The organism is Maribacter sp. MMG018 (genome assembly GCF_018100785.1).
Lineage (GTDB): Bacteria > Bacteroidota > Bacteroidia > Flavobacteriales > Flavobacteriaceae > Maribacter.
Genome location: NZ_JAGJEC010000001.1, coordinates 1,863,038 through 1,887,168, shown reverse-complemented (window position 1 = coordinate 1,887,168; position 24,131 = coordinate 1,863,038). Strand labels below are relative to the sequence as shown.

At 38.6% G+C, this 24,131-nt stretch carries 18 protein-coding genes; 8 read left to right on the top strand and 10 right to left on the bottom strand.

Going from position 1 to position 24,131, the window contains the following annotated elements; translation table 11 throughout:
* Positions 1-4 precede the first annotated feature (4 nt).
* Both J8L85_RS08135 and J8L85_RS08130 read right to left on the bottom strand, forming a co-directional pair.
* Positions 5-3,679 carry a gliding motility-associated C-terminal domain-containing protein gene (locus J8L85_RS08135; RefSeq protein ID WP_211016198.1) on the bottom strand — a complete coding sequence of 1,225 codons (3,675 nt, stop codon included), beginning with the start codon at positions 3,677-3,679 and terminating at the stop codon, positions 5-7.
* 333 nt (positions 3,680-4,012) lie between these two features.
* On the bottom strand, positions 4,013-4,486 hold the full coding sequence (locus tag J8L85_RS08130) for a CAP domain-containing protein (protein ID WP_211016196.1): 474 nt from the start codon (positions 4,484-4,486) through the stop codon (positions 4,013-4,015).
* A gap of 269 nt (positions 4,487-4,755) precedes the next feature.
* On the opposite strand from J8L85_RS08130, the gene J8L85_RS08125 reads away from it, so the two are divergent.
* Entirely contained in the window at positions 4,756-5,118 is a 363-nt protein-coding gene (locus tag J8L85_RS08125; protein ID WP_211016194.1) for a DUF1456 family protein, read from the top strand.
* A 44-nt stretch (positions 5,119-5,162) separates the two neighbouring features.
* Here J8L85_RS08125 and J8L85_RS08120 read toward each other — a convergent pair whose 3' ends face one another.
* The 3 genes from J8L85_RS08120 to J8L85_RS08110 all read right to left on the bottom strand — a co-directional run bounded on the left by J8L85_RS08120 (position 5,163) and on the right by J8L85_RS08110 (position 7,900).
* A complete protein-coding gene (locus J8L85_RS08120) occupies positions 5,163-5,498 on the bottom strand; it encodes a hypothetical protein (protein ID WP_211016192.1) in 336 nt (111 codons plus the stop codon).
* A 428-nt stretch (positions 5,499-5,926) separates the two neighbouring features.
* Positions 5,927-7,120: an ADP-forming succinate--CoA ligase subunit beta gene (sucC, locus tag J8L85_RS08115; protein WP_047246007.1), complete on the bottom strand. Its 1,194-nt coding sequence runs from the start codon at positions 7,118-7,120 to the stop codon at positions 5,927-5,929.
* Positions 7,121-7,261: 141 nt separating this feature from the next.
* Positions 7,262-7,900, bottom strand: a complete 639-nt coding sequence (locus tag J8L85_RS08110) for an LON peptidase substrate-binding domain-containing protein (protein ID WP_211016190.1) — start codon at positions 7,898-7,900, stop codon at positions 7,262-7,264.
* 150 nt (positions 7,901-8,050) lie between these two features.
* Between J8L85_RS08110 and lysA the strand changes: the two genes are divergently transcribed.
* The 3 genes from lysA (at position 8,051) to J8L85_RS08095 (ending at position 12,817) form a co-directional block, all read left to right on the top strand.
* A complete protein-coding gene (lysA, locus tag J8L85_RS08105) occupies positions 8,051-9,292 on the top strand; it encodes a diaminopimelate decarboxylase (RefSeq protein WP_211016188.1) in 1,242 nt (413 codons plus the stop codon).
* Between the two features lie 290 nt (positions 9,293-9,582).
* Entirely contained in the window at positions 9,583-10,098 is a 516-nt protein-coding gene (locus J8L85_RS08100) for a DUF255 domain-containing protein (protein WP_211016186.1), read from the top strand.
* 133 nt (positions 10,099-10,231) lie between these two features.
* Positions 10,232-12,817, top strand: a complete 2,586-nt coding sequence (locus J8L85_RS08095) for a M1 family aminopeptidase (RefSeq protein WP_211016184.1) — start codon at positions 10,232-10,234, stop codon at positions 12,815-12,817.
* 18 nt (positions 12,818-12,835) lie between these two features.
* Here the strand turns inward: J8L85_RS08095 and guaB are convergent, their stop codons facing one another.
* From guaB to J8L85_RS08075, 4 genes are all read right to left on the bottom strand, one after another.
* A complete protein-coding gene (guaB, locus tag J8L85_RS08090) occupies positions 12,836-14,308 on the bottom strand; it encodes an IMP dehydrogenase (protein ID WP_211016355.1) in 1,473 nt (490 codons plus the stop codon).
* A gap of 138 nt (positions 14,309-14,446) precedes the next feature.
* Positions 14,447-14,695: a hypothetical protein gene (locus J8L85_RS08085; protein ID WP_211016182.1), complete on the bottom strand. Its 249-nt coding sequence runs from the start codon at positions 14,693-14,695 to the stop codon at positions 14,447-14,449.
* Between the two features lie 244 nt (positions 14,696-14,939).
* Positions 14,940-15,815, bottom strand: coding sequence for an IPT/TIG domain-containing protein (locus J8L85_RS08080; RefSeq protein WP_211016181.1), 876 nt, complete (start codon positions 15,813-15,815; stop codon positions 14,940-14,942).
* A 5-nt stretch (positions 15,816-15,820) separates the two neighbouring features.
* Positions 15,821-17,920, bottom strand: coding sequence for a TonB-dependent receptor (locus J8L85_RS08075; protein ID WP_211016180.1), 2,100 nt, complete (start codon positions 17,918-17,920; stop codon positions 15,821-15,823).
* A 102-nt stretch (positions 17,921-18,022) separates the two neighbouring features.
* On the opposite strand from J8L85_RS08075, the gene J8L85_RS08070 reads away from it, so the two are divergent.
* The 4 genes from J8L85_RS08070 to J8L85_RS08055 all read left to right on the top strand — a co-directional run bounded on the left by J8L85_RS08070 (position 18,023) and on the right by J8L85_RS08055 (position 23,205).
* Positions 18,023-18,928, top strand: coding sequence for a DUF6607 family protein (locus J8L85_RS08070; RefSeq protein WP_211016179.1), 906 nt, complete (start codon positions 18,023-18,025; stop codon positions 18,926-18,928).
* A gap of 4 nt (positions 18,929-18,932) precedes the next feature.
* A complete protein-coding gene (locus J8L85_RS08065) occupies positions 18,933-20,429 on the top strand; it encodes an ankyrin repeat domain-containing protein (protein WP_211016178.1) in 1,497 nt (498 codons plus the stop codon).
* A gap of 77 nt (positions 20,430-20,506) precedes the next feature.
* On the top strand, positions 20,507-20,998 hold the full coding sequence (locus tag J8L85_RS08060) for a DUF2271 domain-containing protein (protein WP_211016177.1): 492 nt from the start codon (positions 20,507-20,509) through the stop codon (positions 20,996-20,998).
* Between the two features lie 8 nt (positions 20,999-21,006).
* A complete protein-coding gene (locus tag J8L85_RS08055) occupies positions 21,007-23,205 on the top strand; it encodes a PepSY domain-containing protein (RefSeq protein ID WP_211016176.1) in 2,199 nt (732 codons plus the stop codon).
* A gap of 54 nt (positions 23,206-23,259) precedes the next feature.
* On the opposite strand, the gene J8L85_RS08050 is transcribed toward J8L85_RS08055, so the two are convergent.
* Entirely contained in the window at positions 23,260-24,129 is an 870-nt protein-coding gene (locus J8L85_RS08050; RefSeq protein ID WP_211016173.1) for a hydroxymethylglutaryl-CoA lyase, read from the bottom strand.
* Positions 24,130-24,131 lie beyond the last annotated feature (2 nt).

The following is a 24,131-nucleotide window of genomic DNA, read 5'->3' as shown; positions in this document are numbered from 1 at the left end:
TGGACTATCTGGCCAATTGTAACCAACCAACAACATCCCTATCTAATTCTGGAAGGTGGATCACATAATAATAGGTGCCGGAGGGCAAATGATCACCCTTGTTTAAAACACCACCTACATTGGCGATACCGTCCCAATTATTTTGATAATTAGCGGTTTCAAATACCTTGTTACCGTTTCTATTGTAGATGGTAACCGTATTGTCAATGAAATTGTCGATACACTGTATCTCAAAATAATCGTTAAATCCGTCTCCGTTCGGCGAGAACACATTGAATACCAATAGACAAAAATCTTCTCCTAATATTTCACCGCAACGAACCACTTCTACCTCTAATAGGTTTTCTTTTGATGCTTCACAGGCGGCGGCATCGGAATAAGAAACCGCAACGCTTGCCTCTTCCATACTAGTCCAGACTACACTCACAAAATCATCTGTACTTTGACCGCCATCTATAACGGTACCACCAATGACCGTCCAAACATAATCTGTCTTACCTTCATCGGTATTGTACGTATAACTTCTATCTACACAGGCATTTTCTATTTGCCCTGCCAAGGTTGCCGGCTCTCCGTCCAAAACTTCTACCGTTATCAACAACCTATCTTCGCTCTCGCAAGAAGACATTGTTTGGGCCACATAATAATCGCCACTGGTTAACGCCACGCCCGGGTCTAAAATATTACCACCGGTAGCACTATCATAAAAAACAACATTGGCCTCATTTACTTGAATATCACCAACCACTGGATCGGTATCGGAACAGAACGATTGAAAATCACTATCGGTCGTTGCCATCGGTACATCTATGATATCAACATTGATCTGCACCCTTGCAAGTATGTCTATGGGAATATTCAAAAGTCCTAGAAAATAAGACCCTCCATCTACCAAAGAAGCATTTACATCCAATAGGCTTCCTCCTACAAGTGCATCAAAAAACACCCCATTATCAACCAATAGTTCCAAATCCGCAACAGTAGGATCATCCAAAGCACAGAATACATAATCGACAACATCTGTAGGTAATTCTGGAATTGGAAGCGGTATTAAATCTGTTATGGTACAGATTCCTCCGTTTAAGGTAATTTCTATAATAGAATCTACATCTTGCAATATATCAAGGCCATCAACATCTATGGCAAAATCAAGGTTGGAATCCAATACTCCCGTATATTCCTGTCCATTGACCTGAATGGCCACCGTATCCCCTTCATTGGCATCACCGGAAACCGAACCTTCTAAAGTAACAACCGTATCGCCATTGTTTATATCGACAAGATTCTCAATTGTCAATGATGTATCTAAATTGATAAGGGCATCCAAACTAGAATCAACAACAGACACCACTACGTCTTTTAAATCACCGGGCGCATTCACACATGTACCACCTTCCGTTTCTATGGCGGCATAAAAATTATTCGACGTACCACCCGCAAGCCCCGAAACAGAAAGTATACCAGATTCGGAGATATTATAAGTAACATCGCCTATCGTTAGACCATCGGTAATCTCATTGAGGGCATCACCATCTAAATACCAGTGAAAATCTCCATTTATATCACTTGAAGGAATCAAGACCACATCACCTGAACTACAAACACTATCTTCCGCTCCGGTAACATCAATGTCATCGGCAGTAATGCTCAAAACAACATTTACATTTATCGCCACTCTTGAAGATTCTAAAGAACACCCTTCTCTACCTACCGCCAAATAATAGGTGGTAGAAGCTGCTAAGCTTCCGGTATCGAATATCTCACCAGAATCTAACGTTGCCAATAGATTTCCTCCTATAGCAGCGTCATATAACCGAATTTCGTTATTTTCACTATCACCGATAGAAGCCGATAGATCAATACTGCTACCTGCACAAACGGTAATCATTTCGGATAAGGACGGGCTAACAATACCATCTGTAACATCTATTAAATCTAAAATAGAGTCTAGCACATTTAGTGTAATCAATGCATTAAGCTCATTGTCCTCCAATGTAACCTCTACCTCTTTCAAGTCTCCCGCCACATTCGCACAAGAAGCCATACTTTCCTCTAAACTGGCATACACACTATACCCCACATTACTATCGGTCAGACCACCAATAATCAATGACCCATCTCCGACAACCGTATATGTAATACCATTGGAAACCAAGCCGTCAGTAATTTGGTTTGTTCCATTGGCATCCAAGTACCAGTTAAAATCTCCACTAATGGAACTTGAAGGAACAAACTGCATCTCACCTGCATTACAAGTGGTATTTAGAGCAACATCAATATCATCTGCCGTTGGGGGATCTATAACAGTAACCCTTACGGCCACTCTTGGCGATTCATATGGGCAGTTAGTATTTTTTGCCGCTACATAATACGTAGTCGTTTCCGTTAAATTGGGAGTTACATATGCTTCACCGGATGACAACGTAACCAAAAGATTACCATCTTCGGCCGCATCATACCACCTTAACTCTTCTTCTGAAGGGTTCTGTACCGTTGCTATTAAACTAGCGGAAGTTCCTGGACAGGTAGCTGCATTTTCGGTTCCGGCGTCAAGGACAGGTAACATCGGAGCATTATAAACACCATACACCTGTATACCCTGACTTACACTAACATTTAACAATGATGAAAGTTCTAAACTTATTCTATCTATCGAAGAAGAAGGTGTAAAAGGTATATCTACAGTACCATTGGCTCCCAAAAGCCCCAGTAAATCTACATCTAAAAGACTGGACAAAGACAGGTTATCCACATCTGCGGAGGACCCATTTTTTGCACTCAACTGAATATTTGACAAAAGACCGACCTGTACAAGATCCGGATCAACACCTACCTTAAGGTAAAAAACCTCGCCTGCTACCGAAGGCCTATTCAAGTAGAAAGTTTGCCCTATACTCGCAGCAACCCCTATTACCCCCAGACCTATATTAGAATAGGTATCCAAGTCATCATCTATTGCCAAATGCGGATTATCTACCCCTGCCCCTCCTAGACCAAGAAGATCTAGAGTAAGGCCGCTTCCAAAAAACGAAGTATACTCCGCCCCTATACAATCGTTTGTAGTATCTACATAAAATGAATCATAAAATCCCAATCTCTTGGTACTGCTCAATCCCAATAAAGATCCTCCAGTCCTATTTGTAATCCTTATTCTATTGTAAGGCATACTTGGAGAGGCCGCAATAAAGTATTCTTCATTCTTATCCATAACAACCTTTACCTCATCTGTTGAAAAAGAATTTACCGTACCCGAATCTTCTTCAGAAACAACGGTCGACCCATTTTTTAATTGAACATTAAATTCTTGGTTCCCGATTAAAACCACCCCTACCACATCGGATAACAAACCACCTAAGCTACCTCCGAGCAAAGGAGTCAGCAAACCATCTTCGGTTTCTATTTTTGTGTAAGTTGTTTGAAAGGCTGGCAAAGTTGAGGGAAACTGCAACTCTAAAAATCCTGAATACGACCCTAACCCTGCAACCAGCCCAGAGTTGGCTCGAATTTCCGCCTTCGTCAGAAGGTTACTATCAATAGAAAGGTTGGAATTGTCTACATTACTTTCTCCAACAATGTTTTCCGCATAGACAGTAGTTTGTGAATTTCCTATGAAGCACCCTAAAAAAATTATTAAAACAAGAAATTTTAATAAGGAACTTTGAAAGTAGGTTTTCTCCATCTTTTTTAATTTATAAGTTTTTTCTTACAAAGAAAACGGAAAATACTACTACTTAGTACTAACTGCTTTATATATATGACAAATCGCTTACATTTATCGATTAAATACCTCATTTTATCGATAAAATGCATTTTTTCACAACTACACACCTATAATATTCAGAGAATTTTCTTACAAAAAATAATCGAATTGATTAATGTTTCACTAAAAAAATGAGAGAAAAGATACTTTCTTATAATTAAAAGATATGCAGCATAAAAAAGCCCCGTTGGTTACAACAGGGCTAATTAACAATGCCAATTGTTGATTTTAGCAATACAACTACTACTGTTTTTATTTTATAAAAACTTGGGTAAAATACTGTCTACCTTCCGCATCGGTATCTACCGAAATAGCTGTTTCCGTAAAATCTCCTATTATATTCTTTAAATGGGCAGCACTTAACAACCAGGCATTAAATACCTCTTCTGCCGTATCAAAATCACGTGCAACGTTCTCGGCTACATGTATAGCGTTTATTTCAAGGGAAAGATCAGATGCTCGCTGTAAAAAATTATCATGGCTAATCTCATCTTTAGAAATCATATACTCATTATGGGCAGTAGCGTATTTTTTAGCGGCCGAATTGACCTCTAACACAACTAAACCTTTACTGACCCTGTACTCATTTACAAGATCTAAAATTTGCTCTTCCATATCTGAGGTTGTGGCTGTAAGGGCTACTTTCTCATACACCTCGTTCGCATCTTTAGAACAAGAAGTTAACAAGACTACGACCATAAATAAAATAAGAATTGGGGACTTCATAAGCTAATATTAATTTTTGCGAGTGCAAAACTAGCTTCATAACAAAATCTCGAAATACAAAAATCGAGCAATGGATCCTTCTCTAGATAAAGAGCTTATTTTCACACTTTTTGCTCAAAAAGTTAAATATTTGAAAAATCAAAATCGGAATTTTAATACCTTTCATCTAGTCTTTACAACCTATAGCAATAATAGATTTATAGGTTATGTCACCAATACTTCCCCAATTCTTGATTTTATGTGATAACTTGCGCTCAAATTTGTGAACAATGACGAACAACGATGTACTTAAGAAACTAAGAGTAGCATTGAAGCTAAGGGATGATGAAATCGTAGATATACTTAAGTTGGTAGATTTCAAAATTTCTAAAAGCGAACTCGGTGCATTTTTCAGAAAAGAAGACCACCCCAACTATATGGAGTGTGGAGACCAAATTTTGAGAAACTTTTTAAACGGATTGATCATACATTTAAGGGGAACAAAAGACAATCCCAAAAATCCCGGCGAAGTATTATTAAAAGGTATGGCTCCGGAGAAAAAGAAACCAAGAGCTTCTTTTAAGGACAAGCAAATTAAAAAAGTGGACAGGGCTATCGACCCGGTTAAATATAAAAACAAAAAAAAATCCTGAGAACATTGAATGCCTCAGGATTTTCTAAATATTATGTTTCTCTCTTAAGAAGCTATTCTAACCGGCACAGTATATAATTTGCCTTCTTCTACTTTAGAAACGTCTACCTTTTTATAATTAAGTCTGCTTTTTACAAATCGTTCTAGATCTGTATGGTCAGTATCAACTGAAAGTACCACTATTTCTCCTTCCCCATTAAGAGTAAATCTTACTTGAGCTATCAAATCAGCTTCTTCATCCGTAAATGAATTATCCTCTAATAATTTTGTGATTTGTGCAGAAAGATTCTTAGATGGTTTAACCCCATCGATATCAGAAGCTAAAATGTTTCCTGTTGACAATAGCATTGCAGCTACAATAATTAAACTTAGTTTTCTCATGACTTTTTGTTTTTTCCTCCATAAAATGGAGATTGATTAATAATAGATTGATGATGATTTATTAAAAAGACGCCTCAAAAAAGAGAATGTTACAACAAATAGTCGCTTTAACATTTATTTCACTAAAATCATCTTGTCTTCCGACAGATCAAAGGTAAAATGATAAATGATCCATAAAACGTGTAAAACAATGTTTAACCGTTATTTTAAACGCTTAACATTTACCTTAAATAACCAGAAAAAATCTAAAAAGTGATGGACAGATATTATCTGTTAAATACCGAAAAAAGATTAAAAATAAAGAAACACCACGCAGCAAGAGTTGTATATAAAATACGAAAATCTATATTTTGTTCAATTAAACGCAAAAAAGGCAATGTTAATAAAACATTGCCTTTTTACATATTATAGATGATGTTTCTATAGAGTTACATCAATACTTCTTTAACCTTATCAGCTGCTTCTTGGAATTGAACGGCCGAATGTACCGCCAAACCAGAATTATCTATAATCTCTTTTGCCATTTCGGCATTTGTACCTTGCAAACGCACAATTATAGGAACCTTTATACTGTCTCCCATATTTTTATAGGCATCTACAACACCTTGCGCTACACGGTCACATCGTACGATCCCTCCAAAAATATTGATCAGGATAGCTTTTACGGCCGGATCTTTTAAAATAATTCTAAAAGCTTCCTCTACCCTTTTGGCATCTGCCGTACCACCAACATCCAAGAAGTTGGCTGGCTCTCCACCGGCCATCTTAATTAAATCCATAGTGGCCATTGCCAAACCGGCACCGTTCACCATACAACCAACGTTACCATCCAAATCCACATAGTTTAGACCTACCGCACGTGCTTCTACTTCAATCGGGTTCTCCTCACGAAGGTCACGCATTTCGGCATATTGCTTTCTTCTGTATAAAGCATTGTCGTCTATGGATACTTTGGCATCTACGGCCATGATCTTGTCATCCGAAGTTTTTAATACCGGATTTATCTCAAACATACTAGAATCGCTCTGAACATATGCTTTATATAGTGCAGAAACGAATTTTGTCATCTCTTTAAAAGCCGTTCCTGAAAGACCAAGGTTAAAAGCAATTTTTCTTGCTTGAAAACCCAATAGCCCCGTAGCAGGGTCAATTTCTTCGGTGAAGATCAAATGTGGCGTCTTTTCCGCAACTTCCTCTATATCCATACCACCTTCGGTAGAATACATGATCATATTTCTTCCTGTAGCCCTATTTAATAGAACGGACATATAAAACTCGCTGGTTTCACTATCCCCTGGATAATACACATCTTCGGCAACCAATACTTGGTGTACCTTTTTACCTTCGGCAGAAGTCTGAGGCGTTACCAAGTTCATTCCGATGATCTGACCTGCGATCTCTTCAACTTCCTTTAAATTCTTTGCCAGCTTTACACCGCCTCCTTTTCCACGACCACCAGCATGTACCTGTGCCTTTATTACATGCCATCCCGTACCTGTTTCTGCTGTCAGTTCTTTAGCAGCCTCAACTGCTTCTTTTGCATTATGTGCTACAATTCCTCTTTGAATGCGAACGCCAAAGCTTGCTAATATCTCTTTTCCTTGATACTCGTGAAGGTTCATATGTTATGGTAGTTTTATTTGTTGGCAAAAATAGGAAAGACACGGTAATAATAGAAAATTATCAATGATTAATTGATCAAAGAACCTTGAGATTATCAAATAATACAACAAAAATTAAACATTGATCAATAGATAATAGGATTAAATTTCCAAATTATTAAAGTCCAAAGGATCAAAATTCTTGAAATGCCCGTTCAGCTCTATCCGTTTTTTGGTTCTTTCTACCTGGGTCAATATTTTAATGGTAGCCAGCAAATGATTGTAGATATATGTTAACCTATCCATTTCTTTGTGCATTTGCAATAATTCGTATTCTTGCCTAAACGACAGTCCTATTTTATGGGCCAGTACATAACTATTGTACTTATCGAACTCAATACCGGGAGAAGAAATTTCCATCACATCGTACAGTTCCTGTATTTTATTGATCACTGCCATCTTAAAACTAGGTTCAGATATATAATCATAATCTAACAGTGCCACCGTTCCGCCTGCATATAACTTACCTTTCATCTCATTTTCAAAAGAGACCATCTTAAACACCTGTCGGGCCACGCACAAAACATCCATCTCTCCACCTTTATAGGTATTCACGACCTCTACCAGTTGCACCTCTGTTCCGTACTCCAACTTATTGTCTATAACTACCGGAATACCAAATGTAATGGCCTCCGACCTACAGTCATTGATCAATTGTTTGTATCTGGGCTCAAAAACGTGCAACGGAACAGTTTCGCCCGGAAAAAAAACCGACTTTAATGGAAACAATGGTAATTTCATAGTTCTAAAAATACAAACCTCTTACAAGAGAACAAAGTATTCCCTTTATTAATTGTTATATTTATCACATTTTGTTGTATTTTTTATTTTTAAGTTATTTTTTTTGTACGAAACCAACCATAGCCCTAGCTTTGCGCAAAAGCTATTATAATGAACACCTCGGATTTATTAAAAATCTCCAAGAAATACGGAGACCCTGTATACGTTTATGACTCGGAAAAAATTATCTCACAGTTCGATAGATTAACAAAGGCTTTTGGCTCAGTAAAGAAGTTAAAGCTTAACTATGCCGCCAAAGCTTTGTCCAACATTACCATACTTAAATTAATGAACAGTTTAGGAAGTGGTTTGGACACCGTTTCAATACAGGAAGTACAATTGGGACTATTAGCTGGTTTTAAGCCAGAAAGTATCATTTTTACACCGAACGGGGTTTCTTTGGAAGAGATAGAAGAAGCGGCAAAACTTGGGGTGAGAATCAATATAGACAACTTGTCCATATTGGAACAGTTTGGAAGCAAACACCCGAACATACCTGTTTGCATACGTATAAATCCGCATGTTATGGCCGGGGGAAACTCTAACATCTCCGTAGGTCATATCGATTCTAAATTTGGCATCAGCATACATCAAATACCACATTTGTTGCGTATTGTAGAATTGACCAAAATGAACATAAACGGTATTCACATGCATACCGGTAGTGATATTTTAGATATCGATGTTTTCCTATATGCCTCTGAAATTCTTTTTGAAACCGCCAAAAACTTCAAAAATCTAGATTTTATAGATTTTGGAAGTGGTTTTAAAGTACCTTATAAAGAAGGTGATATAGAAACCAATGTAGAAGAGCTGGGGAAAAAATTAGGTTCTCGTTTCAACGAGTTCTGTAAAGAATACGGTAAAGATTTGACCTTGGCCTTTGAACCTGGTAAATTTTTGGTCAGTGAGGCCGGTTTTTTCTTGGCTAAGGTAAACGTGGTCAAACAAACTACCTCTACGGTATTTGCCAGTATCGATTCTGGCTTCAACCATTTAATAAGACCCATGCTGTACGGCGCTTCTCATACCATTGAAAATATTTCCAATCCAAACGGTCGTGAGCGTTACTACTCTGTGGTAGGGTACATCTGCGAGACAGATACCTTTGCGAGCAACAGAAGGATCAATGAAATAAAAGAAGGGGACATTCTATGTTTTAAAAACGCAGGGGCCTATTGTTTTACTATGGCCAGCAATTACAACTCCAGGTTTAGACCACCAGAAGTTCTTTGGCATCAAGGCAAGGCCATCCTTATTAGGGAAAGAGAAACCTTTGATGACCTCATCAGAAACCAAGTAGACCACAAAGAGCTATTTGCCCCAAAAAACAAAAAGGTCGCGGTTGAATAACAATCGTGGCCTTTGGCCTTTTATAGGGTTCTATTTACCGCCCTTAACAAGTATTACAAACATACTTTCATCATCTGTACTAACAAATCCTCAAAAAATTACATCTTTAAGGCAATATCCTTTGCTTAAAATAAAAGCGTTTTTATCCTCACCCACCTTATTTTCAACCGGTTTATCCACTTAAAACAAGTAAAACCAACCATACTTTAAAAATAAAGAGAGAAAAAAATCGTTAGTTTTGATATAGTTATGAGACTAACCCTAACAAATGCTTTAAAACTACTTTTACTATGAACCCTAAATATATTCTTGTTCTTGTCTTTGGTCTTTTATTTTTTCAGGGCAATGCCCAAGAGGTAAATTGGCTCACCTGGGAAGAGGCCGTAGAACATACAGCGACCGACAAGAACCCTAAAAAGGTCTTTATAGACGTATACACCGATTGGTGCGGTTGGTGCAAGAAAATGGACAAAGATACTTTTCAAAATCCTGAAGTGGCCGCATACATGTCAGAGAATTACTATATGGTAAAATTGGATGGCGAAGGTCCGGACCCTATAGAATTTAAAGGAAAGACCTATAAGTTTGTTCCATCCGGTAGAAAAGGCTATCATGAATTGGCCGCTGCTCTTATGCAGGGCAGGTTAAGTTACCCTACCACCATCTTTTTAGATGAGGAGATGAACATGCTTTCTCCGGTTCCAGGATATCAAAAACCAGAACCTTTCTTAAACATCGCCAGATATTTCGGAGATAATATCTATAAAGAAAAAGATTGGAAAACATATTCCGGTCAAGTAAAATAATTCTTTAATAACGGCCTACCATGAGTAGGTCGTTTTTTTTATGGCCCTTCAACAAAATAAGCACAATACCCTTGTATTCGCTTAAGTATTTGCCTAATTTTCGTGTTTGATACACTATCGAACACAAACAATTATGCGACCCTATTACTTTTTCTATTTAGCCATATTTTTACTGTGCAGTTGTAACAACAAGACTTCCGACAGCCTTAAAATAGCGGATGGCGTTCCGCTAGAACTTGCAGAATTAAGAAAAGTGCAAGTTTCAGATGTTATTTACAATTTAAGTTTTAACATACCTGACTCTAAAAACGACCCCATACCATCCAAATTAAAATTGGAGCTCACTATCAACGACCTAAACGCTCCGTTATATCTAGATTTCAAAGAAGACTCCGACCATCTTAAAAAGATAACTATCGATAACAAGGAGATCGACATGGTTCATAAAAATGAGCATATCGAAATTTCCCCAACTTATTTACAAAAAGGCACCAATGTCATCGAAATAGATTTCTTGGCAGGTGAGCTTTCATTAAATAGAAACGATGATTTTCTTTATACCTTATTGGTACCCGACAGGGCCAGAACACTTTTTCCATGTTTTGACCAACCCAATATTAAAGCTACCTACATACTAAATATCACTGCTCCTAAAGATTGGCAAGTGTTATGTGCCGCTCCAGAAACGGACCAACAAGAAACAAATGGTTTTATAACACATCAATTTGCCCCTTCGGACAAAATGAGCACCTATCTGTTCTCATTTGTAGCAGGTGTTTTTAACACCGCAGAAAAGAACATCGATAATTTTCCCATGACCATGTTATATAGGGAAACCGACTCCAGCAAAGTAGCCTATAGCACCAACGATATATTTGAGTTGCACCAACAATCAAAATCATTTTTAGAAGAATATACGGCCCATGCTTTTCCTTTTCAAAAATTGGATTTTGCCACCATTCCCGGTTTTCAATATGGAGGCATGGAACATGTAGGAGCCATCCAATACAAAGAAAGCTCCCTTTTCTTGGACGAAAGTGCCACTACGAACAGAAAATTAGGGAGGGCCAAACTGATTGCCCACGAAACATCGCACATGTGGTTCGGAGATCTGGTGACTATGGACTGGTTCAATGATGTATGGATGAAAGAAGTCTTTGCCAATTTTATGGCCGACAAAATAGTAAATCCGGCATTTCCTGAAATTAACCATGAACTTGCTTTTATGGCAAGTCATTACCCAAGAGCCTACGGCGAGGATAGAACAAAGGGTACCAACCCGATTAGACAAGACCTTGAAAACCTTAACAATGCAGGATCGCTTTATGGCAGCATCATTTATAACAAAGCGCCAATAATGATGCGCCAATTGGAAATGGTCTTGGGCAAAGAGAGTTTTAAAACAGGGATTCAGGAATATATAGACACCTATAAAAATGGGAATGCGGTATGGAACGACCTAATTCAAATTCTGGACAAAAACACTACTGAAGATCTTTTGAAATGGAGCCAAGTATGGGTAAACAGTGCTGGTAGACCTATTTTTACGGACAGTATCACCTATACCCCAAAAGGAGAAATCGCTTCTTTTGAAATAAAGCAAATGGCCGAAGATGGTACAGACCATATTTGGCCCCAAACCTTTGACCTCACTTTTATCTATAAGAACAAAAAAGAGGTGTTCAAAGTAGACATGAAAAATGGCACCTTAGAACTCTCGGAAGCCATTGGAAAACAAAAACCCACGGCTATCATATATAACTCTAACGGAATGGGCTATGGGGTTTTTCCGTTGCGCTCCACTACCCTTAAAAACATACACTATTTAGAAGACGAGGTCACCAGAGGTTCTCTATACATTAATGCCTACGAGAACACCCTTAACGGCACCATAAACCCCGTAACGATCCTAGATTTTTATTCAGAGGCCCTATATAGAGAAAAAAACGAACTATTATCAAATCTTGTTTCCGGTTACCTAAGATCTATCTTTTGGAAGTACCTGACACCAGAAGACCGATTACAACAACAAGAGGCCGTTACCAAAAAATTATGGACAGAACTACAACGGAAAGATATTTCACCAAACATAAAAAAGACCTTATTCTCTACCTTTAAATCGTTGGCCTACAAAGGTGATTCCAGAGCCCTTTTATATAAAGTATGGAACAAAGATGTTGAAATCGCCGACCTAAGGCTAAATCAGGATGATTTTACACAAATGGCCATGGATCTTGCATTGTATGGTCATCCAGAACAACAAGAAATTCTTGCTATCGCAAAGAAGACCATTACAAATCCTGACAAACTAAAAAGATTCGACTACCTGCTACCCTCCTTGTCTGCAGAAGAGCAAATAAAAGACGATTTTATAGCCTCGCTAAAAGAGGAAAAAAACAGGGCCAAAGAAGCATGGACGGTTACTGCCATGAACAATATAAACCACCCTTTACATCAAAAAAAATCTATAAAATACCTTAGGGCAAGTTTAGACCTGTTGGATGAGATCCAAAAAACCGGAGACATTTTCTTTCCAAAAAGATGGTTAAGCAGCACCATTGGCAATTACACCTCTGCGGATGCTTATGAAATTCTAGAGAACTATCTGTCGGAAAACCCAGACCTTAATCCATCCTTAAAAAATAAGGTATGGCAGGCCGCCGATGATTTGCGCCGTGTACAAACACTGCACAAAAACATCGATAGATCCAGCAACTAAAATCTTAAACTGTAAATATTACCTACTGTAGTTAGGAGACTCTTTGGTAATGGTAACGTCGTGCGGATGACTTTCGTTGATTCCGCTGGCCGTTATTTTCACAAAGCGCCCGGTCTCTTTTAAGGTATTAATATCCTTGGCACCACAATAGCCCATACCTGCTCGTAAACCTCCTATAAATTGATGTATACTTTCGAACAGGTCTCCTTTATAGGGCACACGCCCAACGATACCTTCGGGAACCAATTTTTTAATATCATCTTCTACATCTTGAAAATAACGATCCTTACTACCTTGCTTCATGGCCTCTACAGAGCCCATTCCACGGTAACTTTTGAATTTTCTACCTTCATAAATAATAGTTTCCCCAGGAGACTCTTTGGTACCTGCCAATAAGGATCCTAACATTACTGTATCGGCTCCGGCAGCAATTGCTTTTGGAATATCGCCGGTATATCTAATACCACCGTCCGCAATTACAGGTACACCCGACCCTTTTATTGCCGCTGAAACTTCCAATACCGCTGAAAATTGTGGAAAACCTACACCGGCCACTACCCTGGTCGTACATATTGACCCAGGGCCAATACCCACTTTCACAGCATCTGCACCAGCCTCCACCAAATACTTGGCGGCATCACCAGTCGCAATGTTACCTACGATAACCTCTAGCTCTGGAAATTTACTTTTTACCTCTTTTAATACCGAAACCACCCCTTTGGTATGGCCATGTGCGGTATCTATAACCACGGCATCAACACCGGCATTGACCAAGGCCTCCGCCCTATCTACCGCATCACCGGTAACCCCTATAGCGGCGGCTACGCGCAACCGACCATATTGATCTTTGTTGGCAATTGGTTTCTGTGTCAATTTCGTGATGTCCCTAAAGGTAATAAGTCCGACCAATTTATTGTCGGCGTTTACAACCGGAAGCTTTTCTATTTTGTGTTCTTGCAGTATATCTTCAGCCTCCGAGAGCGAAGTACCCTCACCGGCGGTCACCAAATTTTCAGAGGTCATTACCTCGGCAATTGGTCTATTATTATTTTTTTCGAAACGTAGATCTCTATTGGTTACAATACCAATAAGCTTACCTTCATCATCAACGATGGGTATACCTCCAATGCTATGCTCTTTCATATTAGCCTTGGCATCCTTTACCTTAGAGTTCAATGGCATGGTAACGGGATCAAGGATCATTCCGCTCTCCGCTCTCTTCACCTTACGAACCTTTAAGGCCTGTTGCTCTATGGTCATGTTCTTATGCAATACACCGATACCACCTTCTTGTGCCATGGCAATGGCCATACGCGATTCGGTAACGGTATCCATGGCCGCAGAAATGATAGGAACATTAATGGTAATGTTTCTAGTAAATTTCGATTGAATATTAACTTCTCTAGGTAGTACTTCGGAGTACGCAGGAACTAAGAGTACGTCATCGTAAGTAAGACCTTCTCCTAGTATTTTGTTTTGGTGGGCTTGCATAGCAATTAAGGATTTAATTGCGTGCAAATATAGTGTTTTTAATTGGTTTTAAGGCATAGAAAAGTACATAGCTTTATATTAAACTTTCGTACAATGAGAACGCACTTTATTAGGTTCTTCATATAACACCCTTTTTATCTAGGCGGTAGCATTTTGTGGAGCCCAATGGCTACATGACATACCCGGAGCCGCTTTTTGTGGATTGGCACAATCGCTGGTCTCATAGCGTACACAGCTCACACAATTTTCTTTATCCTTGAGGGTCGCTTTCATTTCAAAACTATCGCATGTATAACTATTTCCCACTTTGACAGCATGGATCTTACATATGTTTCCTTCTATCAAATTTTCGCAGTTAACACAACTATTACCTAATCTTATCGACATAACATTTTGTTTTTTGATTCATATTAAACTTAAAAGAAAAAACAGATAGAAACAATATAAATAACTGAAAAACAATTGTTTATATTTAGATTGATTTAAAACAAAATTACACTGGAACAGTTCGCAGGGGGGGGGATCCCAACACTATCTATCATAAAGACTCGCCATATAGTACCATTCTCCAAAAAAAAATCCGGCTACTTATTACGTAGCCGGATTTTCATTAAATCTATAATATTACCACCTATTCCAATGCCGTCTCTCCTTCATTCGGATTATAGGTATAGTTAAATGTATATACCCTAGATTCGTCTGAAAAAGGATCCGGTTCCGCTGGTGCATCTCTATAATAGCTTATGATTTCCACTTTTGCATACTTACCGTCATGCGTACGGAACACTAATATTTTTCCGGGTATAGGCGCAATAGTATAGGTTGCGGAATTGTAATTATACCAGCCATTATCGCTCCCTGTGGCGATGGCAAAAGCTCCTTCCGAATCTTGAGTAAAAGTAAGACCCTCAGCACTTGTGATATCAGAGAAAACACCGCTTTCAATAGAAACCCCTGCTTCACCATTGCGAACAGGTTCATCTTCGGTACCGGTAGCAGTTCCTCCATTTACAGCAATAGTAGTTCCTCTAAAGGCAATGTCCCAATCGGTTTCACTATCGGTTACGGCACCTGATTCGAAACTGAATTTTGTAAAAGGCCCTCCAACAGGCTCTCCTTGTCCTCCTGTTTGAGGCGCTTCCAAGTTGCTTACCGTCTCTGAGACCAAATCGGATAGCACTGTAAAATCTGTAGGAAACGATTTTGTATAACCATTAGCAACCAATAGTAACTCTCCGGTCGAAGCACCGGACGGTACCGTAGCAACAATTTTTGTACTGGTAGCAGAAACGATAGTAGCCTCAACACCATTAAAAGTCAAAGAAATATCGGAAGTATCGGTAGGGAAATCTGTTCCTGTAATAACGATTTCTGCCCCTACGGTTGCCGAAGTTGGCGAAACCTCTGTAATAACGAACTCCGAAGCCGAATCGCCATCGTCATCGGAACAGCTAACAAATGCCGTAAAAATAAATAGTAAGCTAAATAACTTTAATGTGGTTTTCATGGTATTTAAAATTTAATATTAAGTTTTGTGAATAATTGTCTTCCCGGATTAATTAAAACTTCTGTACCGCTAGCGGCCAATGGGTTTGACCCCTGGTAATCTAAAAGGTTCAAAGCCCCTGCCTGAAGTTGAAAATGATCATGAAAGGTTTTGGCAACAGTGAGGTTTAACAAGGCATAGCCATCGACAAAAGAATTATCGAAAGTGTCCAAAATATCATTACCATTACGGTCTGCCATACCAAACTTGCTCCTATAGACGATCCTTAAGTTGGCATTTGCATTCCATGCAGGAATTTCTTTGAAAACCTTGAAATTAATCGTGTGACGCGACCTGTTTTCCAATCCAAAATAATCGGACCTGGATACACTCACCGTTTGTAACGTCTCTGAATCTCGGGCATATACATTCCCGTTGTCTATTTCTGCTTCTTTATCTTTATCGTAGGCATATAGTAATTGATATCCGGCAGAAAGATCTAGATTTTGAAAAGGCCTATATTTTATATCAACTTCCAAACCTTGGGTATAAACACTTTCCCTATTTATATATCCGAATACATTCTGACCATTTGTTTTAGAGGCCAATATCCTAGTATCTATAAGGTTCTTAAAATCATTTCTGAAAAAGTTCAGCTCAGAACTTACTTTTCCCTTTTTTACAACAAATCCGAGATTATAACCTACCGAACTCTCGGCATTCAAGCGCTCGCCCAACTCATTTGGAGAAACCTGTAACGTAGCAATTTCACCATTGTCCTCTAATCGTTGAATACCTTGCTCTTCCACTTCTTTACCAAAAACAGAGTAACCTCCGCCGACGGCATTGGTAAAATCTAAATATAATTGCCTAAAATCGGGCGCTTTAAACCCACTACCTACCGATGCCTTGATGGCGAAAGATGGGGTTACATCATATTTTGCAGAGATTTTTGGACTAAATTGTGAATTGTATTCACTATGATGGTCGAACCTGGCGCCCACAATTACGTTTACGTTCTCCAAGGGCTTAAAATCGTACTGGGCATATAAATATTGGGAGTCAAAAGTAACCTTGTCAGAAAATAAAGAGCGTGTAAGTATTTCAAAATTATACCCCCCACCAATAGTTAAAGTGTTATTTTCCTTAAATGCCAGATTATAGCGTATTTCAGGTCTTAACAGTTTTTGGTTAAAATCGTTTTCCAATAATATTTCACCATTATCGGCATCGACAGAACTTTCATCGGTTATATAATTGGTATAGTACAACTCATATTGAAAGTTGCTTTTATCGGAAACCTTATGGTCTATTTTTAACTGTGCATTGCCATCCTTTTCTTCACTGGCCCCGGATGCCACATCAAATTCTTGAAAGAAGTAACGGCCTGAGGCAAAAAACTTCCATTTATCATCTAGATCATAATACACCCGCCCATTAAAAGTATAATTAAAGAACGGATCTACGGTCTGCCCTTCTTGGTCAGGCGTCAAATCATAACCATTGGTACTTAACCTATCAACAAATATCGAATAGCCAAATTTTTTGGCCCGTTGACTTAAACTAAGGTTCGTATTCTGATTGTTAAACGTTGCGATGCGGTGAGATACCTCTCCGGAGAAAATCTCTTTTGTCGGTTTTTCCGTTATTATATTGATGACCCCTCCTAAAGCTTCGGACCCAAAAAGACTGGAAGAAGGCCCCCTTACCACCTCAATTTGCTTAACGTTGCCAATAGCGAATCTACTCAGGTCCAAATTACCTGAACTTCTCCCCACCATAGGTACACCATCTATCAGTACCAAAATATAATCTGAAGCGATACCTTGCATTTGTACCCCTTCGCCTCCTCCCGTAGTGGCATCGGGAGTTAAAATTACTCCGGTCTGTTCTCTTAATATTTGATCCAAACGGGTTACACCGGTCTGTTGTAGTTGTTTTTTATTTATTAAGGTGACAGGTAATGGCAACGAAGACATTTGCCTAATTGTTCGGGTAGCGGTGACTACCACCTCATCAAGATCTTGTACAAGTATCGAATCTTTGGAAGTTTCGTACTTCTGAGCAAAACCAACAGCCGCACAAACAAAAAGAAGAACAGATACAAAAACCTTATTTAGATTCATTCCTAATAATTTTGAGCAAATATAGTCCCTTATTTTTATTCAATCTAAATTAAATTTATATTTTTGCTTTCGAATTTCTAATACTTAAAGAGTAACATGATAATGAAAAGACTACTATACCTCGTATTGTTTACCGGTATCACCGCATTCGCACAAAATGCCGAGAACAAAAAACAAAAAGACCAAGACGCCATTAAGAGCATGTGCGGTTGTTTTGAAGTAACCTTCAATTTTGCGGAAACATTCAATTATAGCAACGATTCTTTATATCGTCCATCTAAAACAAAAATTGACAAGGGCTTGGAATGGGCTCAATTGGTAACCGATGAAGACGATAAAATATCGATACAGCACTTACTGCAAGTCGGCAACCCATCTAAGCCTATGATCGTAAAACATTGGAGACAAGATTGGTTGTACGAGAACACTGATTTTTACCTATATAATGCCGACAACGAATGGACCTATAAAAAGGAAGATCCTTCTCAAATAAAAGGGCAATGGACACAAAAAGTATATCAGGTAGATGATAGTCCACGTTATGAAGGCTCGGCGACATGGGTACATGTAGACGGTAAAAGTTTCTGGGAAAACACCACCCCGGCCCCATTACCTAGAAGAGAGTATACGACCCGTGGCGACTACAACCTTACCATGAGAGGGAACCGCCATGAAATTACCGATAACGGCTGGGTGCACGACCAAGACAATGAAAAAATAATAAGAGAGTCCGGCAAGGAAGACATAGTATTGGCAAAAGAAAAAGGATATAACACCTACGTAAGGGTTCCTGACGAACGTTGCCAAGCCGCTTCTGACTGGTGGAAGGAAAACCAAGACAAATGGGCCTTGGTGCGCGCTAAGTGGGATAAGGTTTTTGCACGAAATACAGATTTGACACTAAAGGAAAAAGTAGACCACAAAGTATTGTACAAACATCTATTTGATGATGAAGTAACTACCGACAAAAAGATAGAGTCCATTATAGATTCCTTTGTAACACAATAAAAAAATGAGAAATAAGATCATAAACACCGTCGCGTTTTTTTTATTCATAACGACCCTAACATCGGCTCAAGAGAATAAATTCTTGAATAGAAATTATTGGAAAACAAACCCGTCAATAGAGCAAATCGAAAAAGATATTGCCGCAGGCAATGACCCAACCGAGCTAACAAGTTCTATGTTCGACCCTGTTTGTTTTGCCCTATTGGCAAAAACGGACAACAGTACCATTAAATATTTGTTGGGCAAAGAAGGAAACAATGTGGATAAATTGACCCATGACGGTCGAACCTATGCCTTTTGGGCTGCTAACACCAGCAATTTGGAAATATTAAAATACTTGGTACAAAAGGGGGCCAAGGTAAATATTGAAGATAGCCATGGGTATTCCGTTGCAAATTTTGCTGCCGTAACAGGTCAATTAAACACTGAAATGTATGATTTTCTATTGGCGAATGGTGCTGACCTAAAAACCGAAAAAAATCATGATGGGGCCAATGCCCTTTTATTGGCAGCTTCTTTCGCGAAAGACTTTGAAATCATAGATTATTTTGTAGAAAAAGGACTTAGCATAAATAGTATAGACATATATGAAAACGGTATTTTCAACTATGCGGTCAAAGGCGGAAACATTCCGGTGTTAAAGAAATTGGTAGAAAAAGGGCTTCCATATAACACTATCAACAAAAAAGGTGGTAATGCCATGCTTCTAGCCAGCCAAGGTACAAGGCGCACCCAAAACACTTTGGAAGTGTATAAATACCTAAAAGAACTGGGTATACCAGTAAATATTGCGGATAAGGAAGGTAAAACCCCTCTTCATTATATCTCTGGTCGCAACAAAGATATTGACACCTACAGGTTTTTTATTGAAAACGGTGTCGATGTAAAAAAACAGGATGCATCCGGGACAACGCCATTTATGAACGCCGCAAGAACCAACGACTTAGAGGTTGTAAAATATTTGTTCAACTATGTTGAGGATATTAACGCCCATGACAAGAACGGACGCTCTGCCCTAGCTATGGCCGTTGACAAAAACAAGGTTGAAGTTATCGATTTCTTACTGGAAAAAGGAGCGGATATCAATACGACCGACAAGAAGGGGAATAGTCTAGCATTTTATCTTCTTGGAAATTATAATGCCAAGAATCCAGAAATTTTCGAAAGCAAACTTAACTTGTTACAAAAACATGGCTTGGACTTAACCAAGACCCAAAACAACGGAAATACGTTACTGCATTTGGCCGCCAAAGAAAACAACCTTGAGCTACTAAAACGCCTAGAAGAATTCGACATTGACATCAACAAAAAAAACAACGATGGCAATACTGTCTTACATATAGCCGCCATGACCTCTAAAAATGATGATATCTTACGATACCTTATTAAAATAGGAGCGGATAAAAACATAAAAACAGATTTTGAAGAAAGTGTCTATGATTTGGCGAATGAAAACGAGCAATTAAAAAAACATGGAATAGGTTTAACATTTCTAAAGTAGCCCCAAAAATTTAGTTCTAAGACACATACATTATCAATTATAGAAAATTGTTGGTATATGCCAACAGCGGAAAAAACATGAAAACACATATAAAAAATTTAATTGTAGCCATAGGTTTAATTTTTGTTTTAGGAGCTTTTACCATCCCACCTAAAAACATCAACTATAAATGTATGATACAGCTGACCAATTACACTGGAGAAGGTGCATATATAGTAGTATCTATTTTAGATAAGAACAATGACTATATAGAAACACTTTATGTACAAGGAGATGACAATGAATGGTACCGCGACCTTGAAGAATGGTGGAAAAAGTACTACGGCCAAAAGAGACCCGACATCGATGCCATTACAGGTGAAACGGTTACCGGAGGACAACGTAAAATGACAATTCTCCACATACCTGAAGATAAAATTGATTCGGGCTATAAAATCAGGTTCGAGTCTGCCGTAGAGGACCAAGAATATTACAAAGATGATGTAGAGTTCGACCTTACCCAAGAAAATCTAAACTCAAAAATAGAAGGCAAAGGTTTCATACGATACATACGTATGATTCAACAATAAAAAGGTTTATGACCCTATCTATTTGGAGGTACAGCCATTTACTTTTGGCCTTAATTTCATCACTTTTTTTAATTCTAGCATCGGTCACTGGGCTCATCTTATCATTTGAGCCGATCCAAAAGGCCGTATTACCCTATGGTACGCACGATATTGAAAAAATCTCATTGGCCCAGACCATTGACGTCTTGAACAGTACCTACGATGAAGTTCTCAGTATAGAGGTAGATGAAAATGATTTCGTACTCGCTTCCTTAGTAACGAACAAGGGAAATAACGAGACCATCTACATAGACCCCTTAACTGGGGGCAACCTAGGCAGCCCAAAACCCGAATCCGCTATTTATTCCTTTACAAGAACCTTGCACCGTTCTTTGTTCTTAAAGGGTTTAGGGCGGGCCTTTGTTGGCATTGCCTCTCTTTTATTGTGTCTTATCGCCTTTACCGGACTCTTATTGATCATAAAAAGACAAGGGGGGGTATTACGTTTATTTTCTAAAGTACAGAAAGAGTACTTTGAAATGTACTACCATGTAGTTTTTGGTAGATGGACTTTAATTCCGATTATAATTGTCTCTGTAACCGGCGTCTATCTCTCGGCTGAAAAATTTAATCTACTACCATTAAACCGACTTAAACATCAAATATCAATATCAGAAACCAAGATAGACCTGGACAAAAAACCTGCCGATCTTGCCTTGCTAAAGCAGCTAAACCTGCATGAAGTCCGTTTCGTGAACTTCCCGTTTTCAGAAGACCCTGAGGACTATTTTGAAATTTCACTTAAAGACAAAGAACTATACGTACATCAATATACAGGTGAAATACTAAGCGAAGTATATTACCCTTTCAGTTTTTTGGCCAAGCAGTGGAGCTTGGTTTTACATACAGGGCAAGGATCTATCATATGGTCCATAGTGCTTTTTATAGTGAGCATCTCTATACTCTTTTTCATTTATTCAGGGTTTATAATGTGGAGAAAAAGAGTCAATAACACCAAAATAGACACTGCCGCAACCCATAAAGATGAATCTACACATATTATTTTGGTGGCTTCGGAAACCGGTTCTACGTTCAACTTTGCCAAACAATTAAAAAAAGCCCTGATAAATGCGGGAGAAACAGTTTATATGGCGCATATGAACGAGTACACTACTTATAACAAAGCCGAACATCTGATTATTTTAGCAGCCACCTACGGCCATGGTGAGTCTACGAGCAATGCCAGAAAATTCAAGTCCAAATTTGAAACCATCTCCCCCTTGAACGAACTAAAATATTCTGTAGTAGGTTTTGGTTCTAAACAATACCCCAATTATTGTGCCTATGCAATAGAAATAGACCATTTAATAAGCAAAAAAGATGGTTTTGAAGAAACACTGCCTATTCATAAAATAAACAATCAAAATTCTATCGATTTTCACCGTTGGACCAAAAAATGGTCTGAAAAAACCGGGTTGCAGATTCAATTGGAAAATACAATCATCAAAAAGAAACCCTCAAAACCATCTATTTTTAAAGTAGTAGAAAAAACCAGTCCGAACGGGGACAATACCTTTCTATTAAAATTACGACCAGAAAAAAAACCGTCTTTTAAATCTGGTGATCTAGCGGGCATTATACCCGATAAAGATGGGATAGAGCGGTCCTATTCCATCGCAAGAATCAAAGATGATATCCTCTTAAGTATAAAAAAGCATGATTTAGGCGTCTGCTCCAATTACTTAAACGAATTGAAAATACACACTAAAATACCGGTGTACATCAACAAGAACGAGAAATTTCATTTTCCCCAAATATCGCCTGTGGTAATACTAATCGCCAACGGAACAGGATTAGCCCCGTTTCTTGGCATGTTACATGAAAACAAAAAACATATTCCCATTCATCTATTTTTAGGGGTCAGAAACAAAAAATCCATAGAAATCTATAAAGACGAATTGGACAATGCCCTTAAATCGAATAAATTAACCCAATTACATGTTGCCTATTCCAGAGAAAATTCCAATAATTATGTTCAAGACTTAATCAAAGAAAATCTAACCTTGGTGCTGGATACTTTTTCTACCGGCGGCCATGTTATGGTCTGTGGGTCTATACAAATGCAAAATGCCGTTCTGGATATTATAGAAAAAAGCACGCAAACCTCCTTAGATCGACCGTTGAGTGAATTTGAAGAAAATGGACAATTAAAATTAGACTGTTACTGACAATAAAACAACCTGATACACCAACCGGACCATAAGACCCTACCTCATAAAAAATCAGTGGTATTTTGAGAACAACTCAGTAGCCTTGTTATAGGCCGCCTCAAAGACCATCCAATTAACGCCCGTTTCAGCTTTTTGCTCTGTTAAATAAGAAAGAAGTTTCTCTGTTGGCATGTTGCCCGTTAACTCGTCTTTAGCCATAGGACAACCCCCGAAGCCCTGAACCGCTCCATCAAATCTTCTACATCCCGCCTTGTAGGCCGCATCTACCTTTTCGTGCCATTTGGTAGGGGTAGTATGTAAATGTGCACCAAACTCTATATGCGGATATTTAGGTATCAGATTAGTAAAAAGGTAATCGATAGTTTCGGCGTCCGATGTTCCTACGGTATCGGACAAGGATAATATTCTAGCGCCCATAGAGGCTAATTTCTCTGTCCACTCCCCTACTATCTCCACATTCCAAGGGTCTCCGTAAGGGTTTCCAAAGCCCATAGATATGTAGGTAACTACCTCTTTATTTGCCTTATCGGCTATATTGAAGATTTCTTGCAGCGTTTCTACCGATTGTGCTATGGTTTTATGGGTATTACGCATTTGAAAGTTCTCTGAAATCGAGAATGGAAAACCCAGGTAATCTATTTCCGGATGTTGCACGGCATCTTGCGCTCCACGTACGTTTGCAATAATGGCCAAAAGTTTACTCTTGGTCTTTGACAGGTCCAACATTGACAAAACCTTTGCCGTATCCACCATTTGTGGTATGGCCTTGGGAGAAACAAAACTGCCAAAATCTATGGTATCAAAGCCACAGCCTAGCAACGACTGAATATACCTGACCTTATCCTCTGTAGGAATAAAATCCTTAATGCCCTGCATGGCATCCCTAGGGCATTCTATTAATTTTACTTTTGTGTCGGACATAT

Excerpts from the sequence above, each read along its gene's own strand:
- J8L85_RS08130 (WP_211016196.1), bottom strand. The coding sequence starts at position 4,486 with ATGAAGTCCCCAATTCTTATTTTATTTATGGTCGTAGTCTTGTTAACT.
- J8L85_RS08095 (WP_211016184.1), top strand. The coding sequence starts at position 10,232 with ATGCGACCCTATTACTTTTTCTATTTAGCCATATTTTTACTGTGCAGT.
- J8L85_RS08060 (WP_211016177.1), top strand. The coding sequence starts at position 20,507 with ATGAAAACACATATAAAAAATTTAATTGTAGCCATAGGTTTAATTTTT.
- J8L85_RS08065 (WP_211016178.1), top strand. The coding sequence starts at position 18,933 with ATGAGAAATAAGATCATAAACACCGTCGCGTTTTTTTTATTCATAACG.
- J8L85_RS08085 (WP_211016182.1), bottom strand. The coding sequence starts at position 14,695 with ATGTCGATAAGATTAGGTAATAGTTGTGTTAACTGCGAAAATTTGATA.
- lysA (WP_211016188.1), top strand. The coding sequence starts at position 8,051 with ATGAACACCTCGGATTTATTAAAAATCTCCAAGAAATACGGAGACCCT.
- J8L85_RS08120 (WP_211016192.1), bottom strand. The coding sequence starts at position 5,498 with ATGAGAAAACTAAGTTTAATTATTGTAGCTGCAATGCTATTGTCAACA.
- J8L85_RS08055 (WP_211016176.1), top strand. The coding sequence starts at position 21,007 with ATGACCCTATCTATTTGGAGGTACAGCCATTTACTTTTGGCCTTAATT.
- J8L85_RS08100 (WP_211016186.1), top strand. The coding sequence starts at position 9,583 with ATGAACCCTAAATATATTCTTGTTCTTGTCTTTGGTCTTTTATTTTTT.
- J8L85_RS08135 (WP_211016198.1), bottom strand. The coding sequence starts at position 3,679 with ATGGAGAAAACCTACTTTCAAAGTTCCTTATTAAAATTTCTTGTTTTA.
- guaB (WP_211016355.1), bottom strand. The coding sequence starts at position 14,308 with ATGCAAGCCCACCAAAACAAAATACTAGGAGAAGGTCTTACTTACGAT.
- J8L85_RS08050 (WP_211016173.1), bottom strand. The coding sequence starts at position 24,129 with ATGTCCGACACAAAAGTAAAATTAATAGAATGCCCTAGGGATGCCATG.
- J8L85_RS08080 (WP_211016181.1), bottom strand. The coding sequence starts at position 15,815 with ATGAAAACCACATTAAAGTTATTTAGCTTACTATTTATTTTTACGGCA.
- J8L85_RS08075 (WP_211016180.1), bottom strand. The coding sequence starts at position 17,920 with ATGAATCTAAATAAGGTTTTTGTATCTGTTCTTCTTTTTGTTTGTGCG.
- J8L85_RS08070 (WP_211016179.1), top strand. The coding sequence starts at position 18,023 with ATGAAAAGACTACTATACCTCGTATTGTTTACCGGTATCACCGCATTC.
- sucC (WP_047246007.1), bottom strand. The coding sequence starts at position 7,120 with ATGAACCTTCACGAGTATCAAGGAAAAGAGATATTAGCAAGCTTTGGC.
- J8L85_RS08125 (WP_211016194.1), top strand. The coding sequence starts at position 4,756 with ATGACGAACAACGATGTACTTAAGAAACTAAGAGTAGCATTGAAGCTA.
- J8L85_RS08110 (WP_211016190.1), bottom strand. The coding sequence starts at position 7,900 with ATGAAATTACCATTGTTTCCATTAAAGTCGGTTTTTTTTCCGGGCGAA.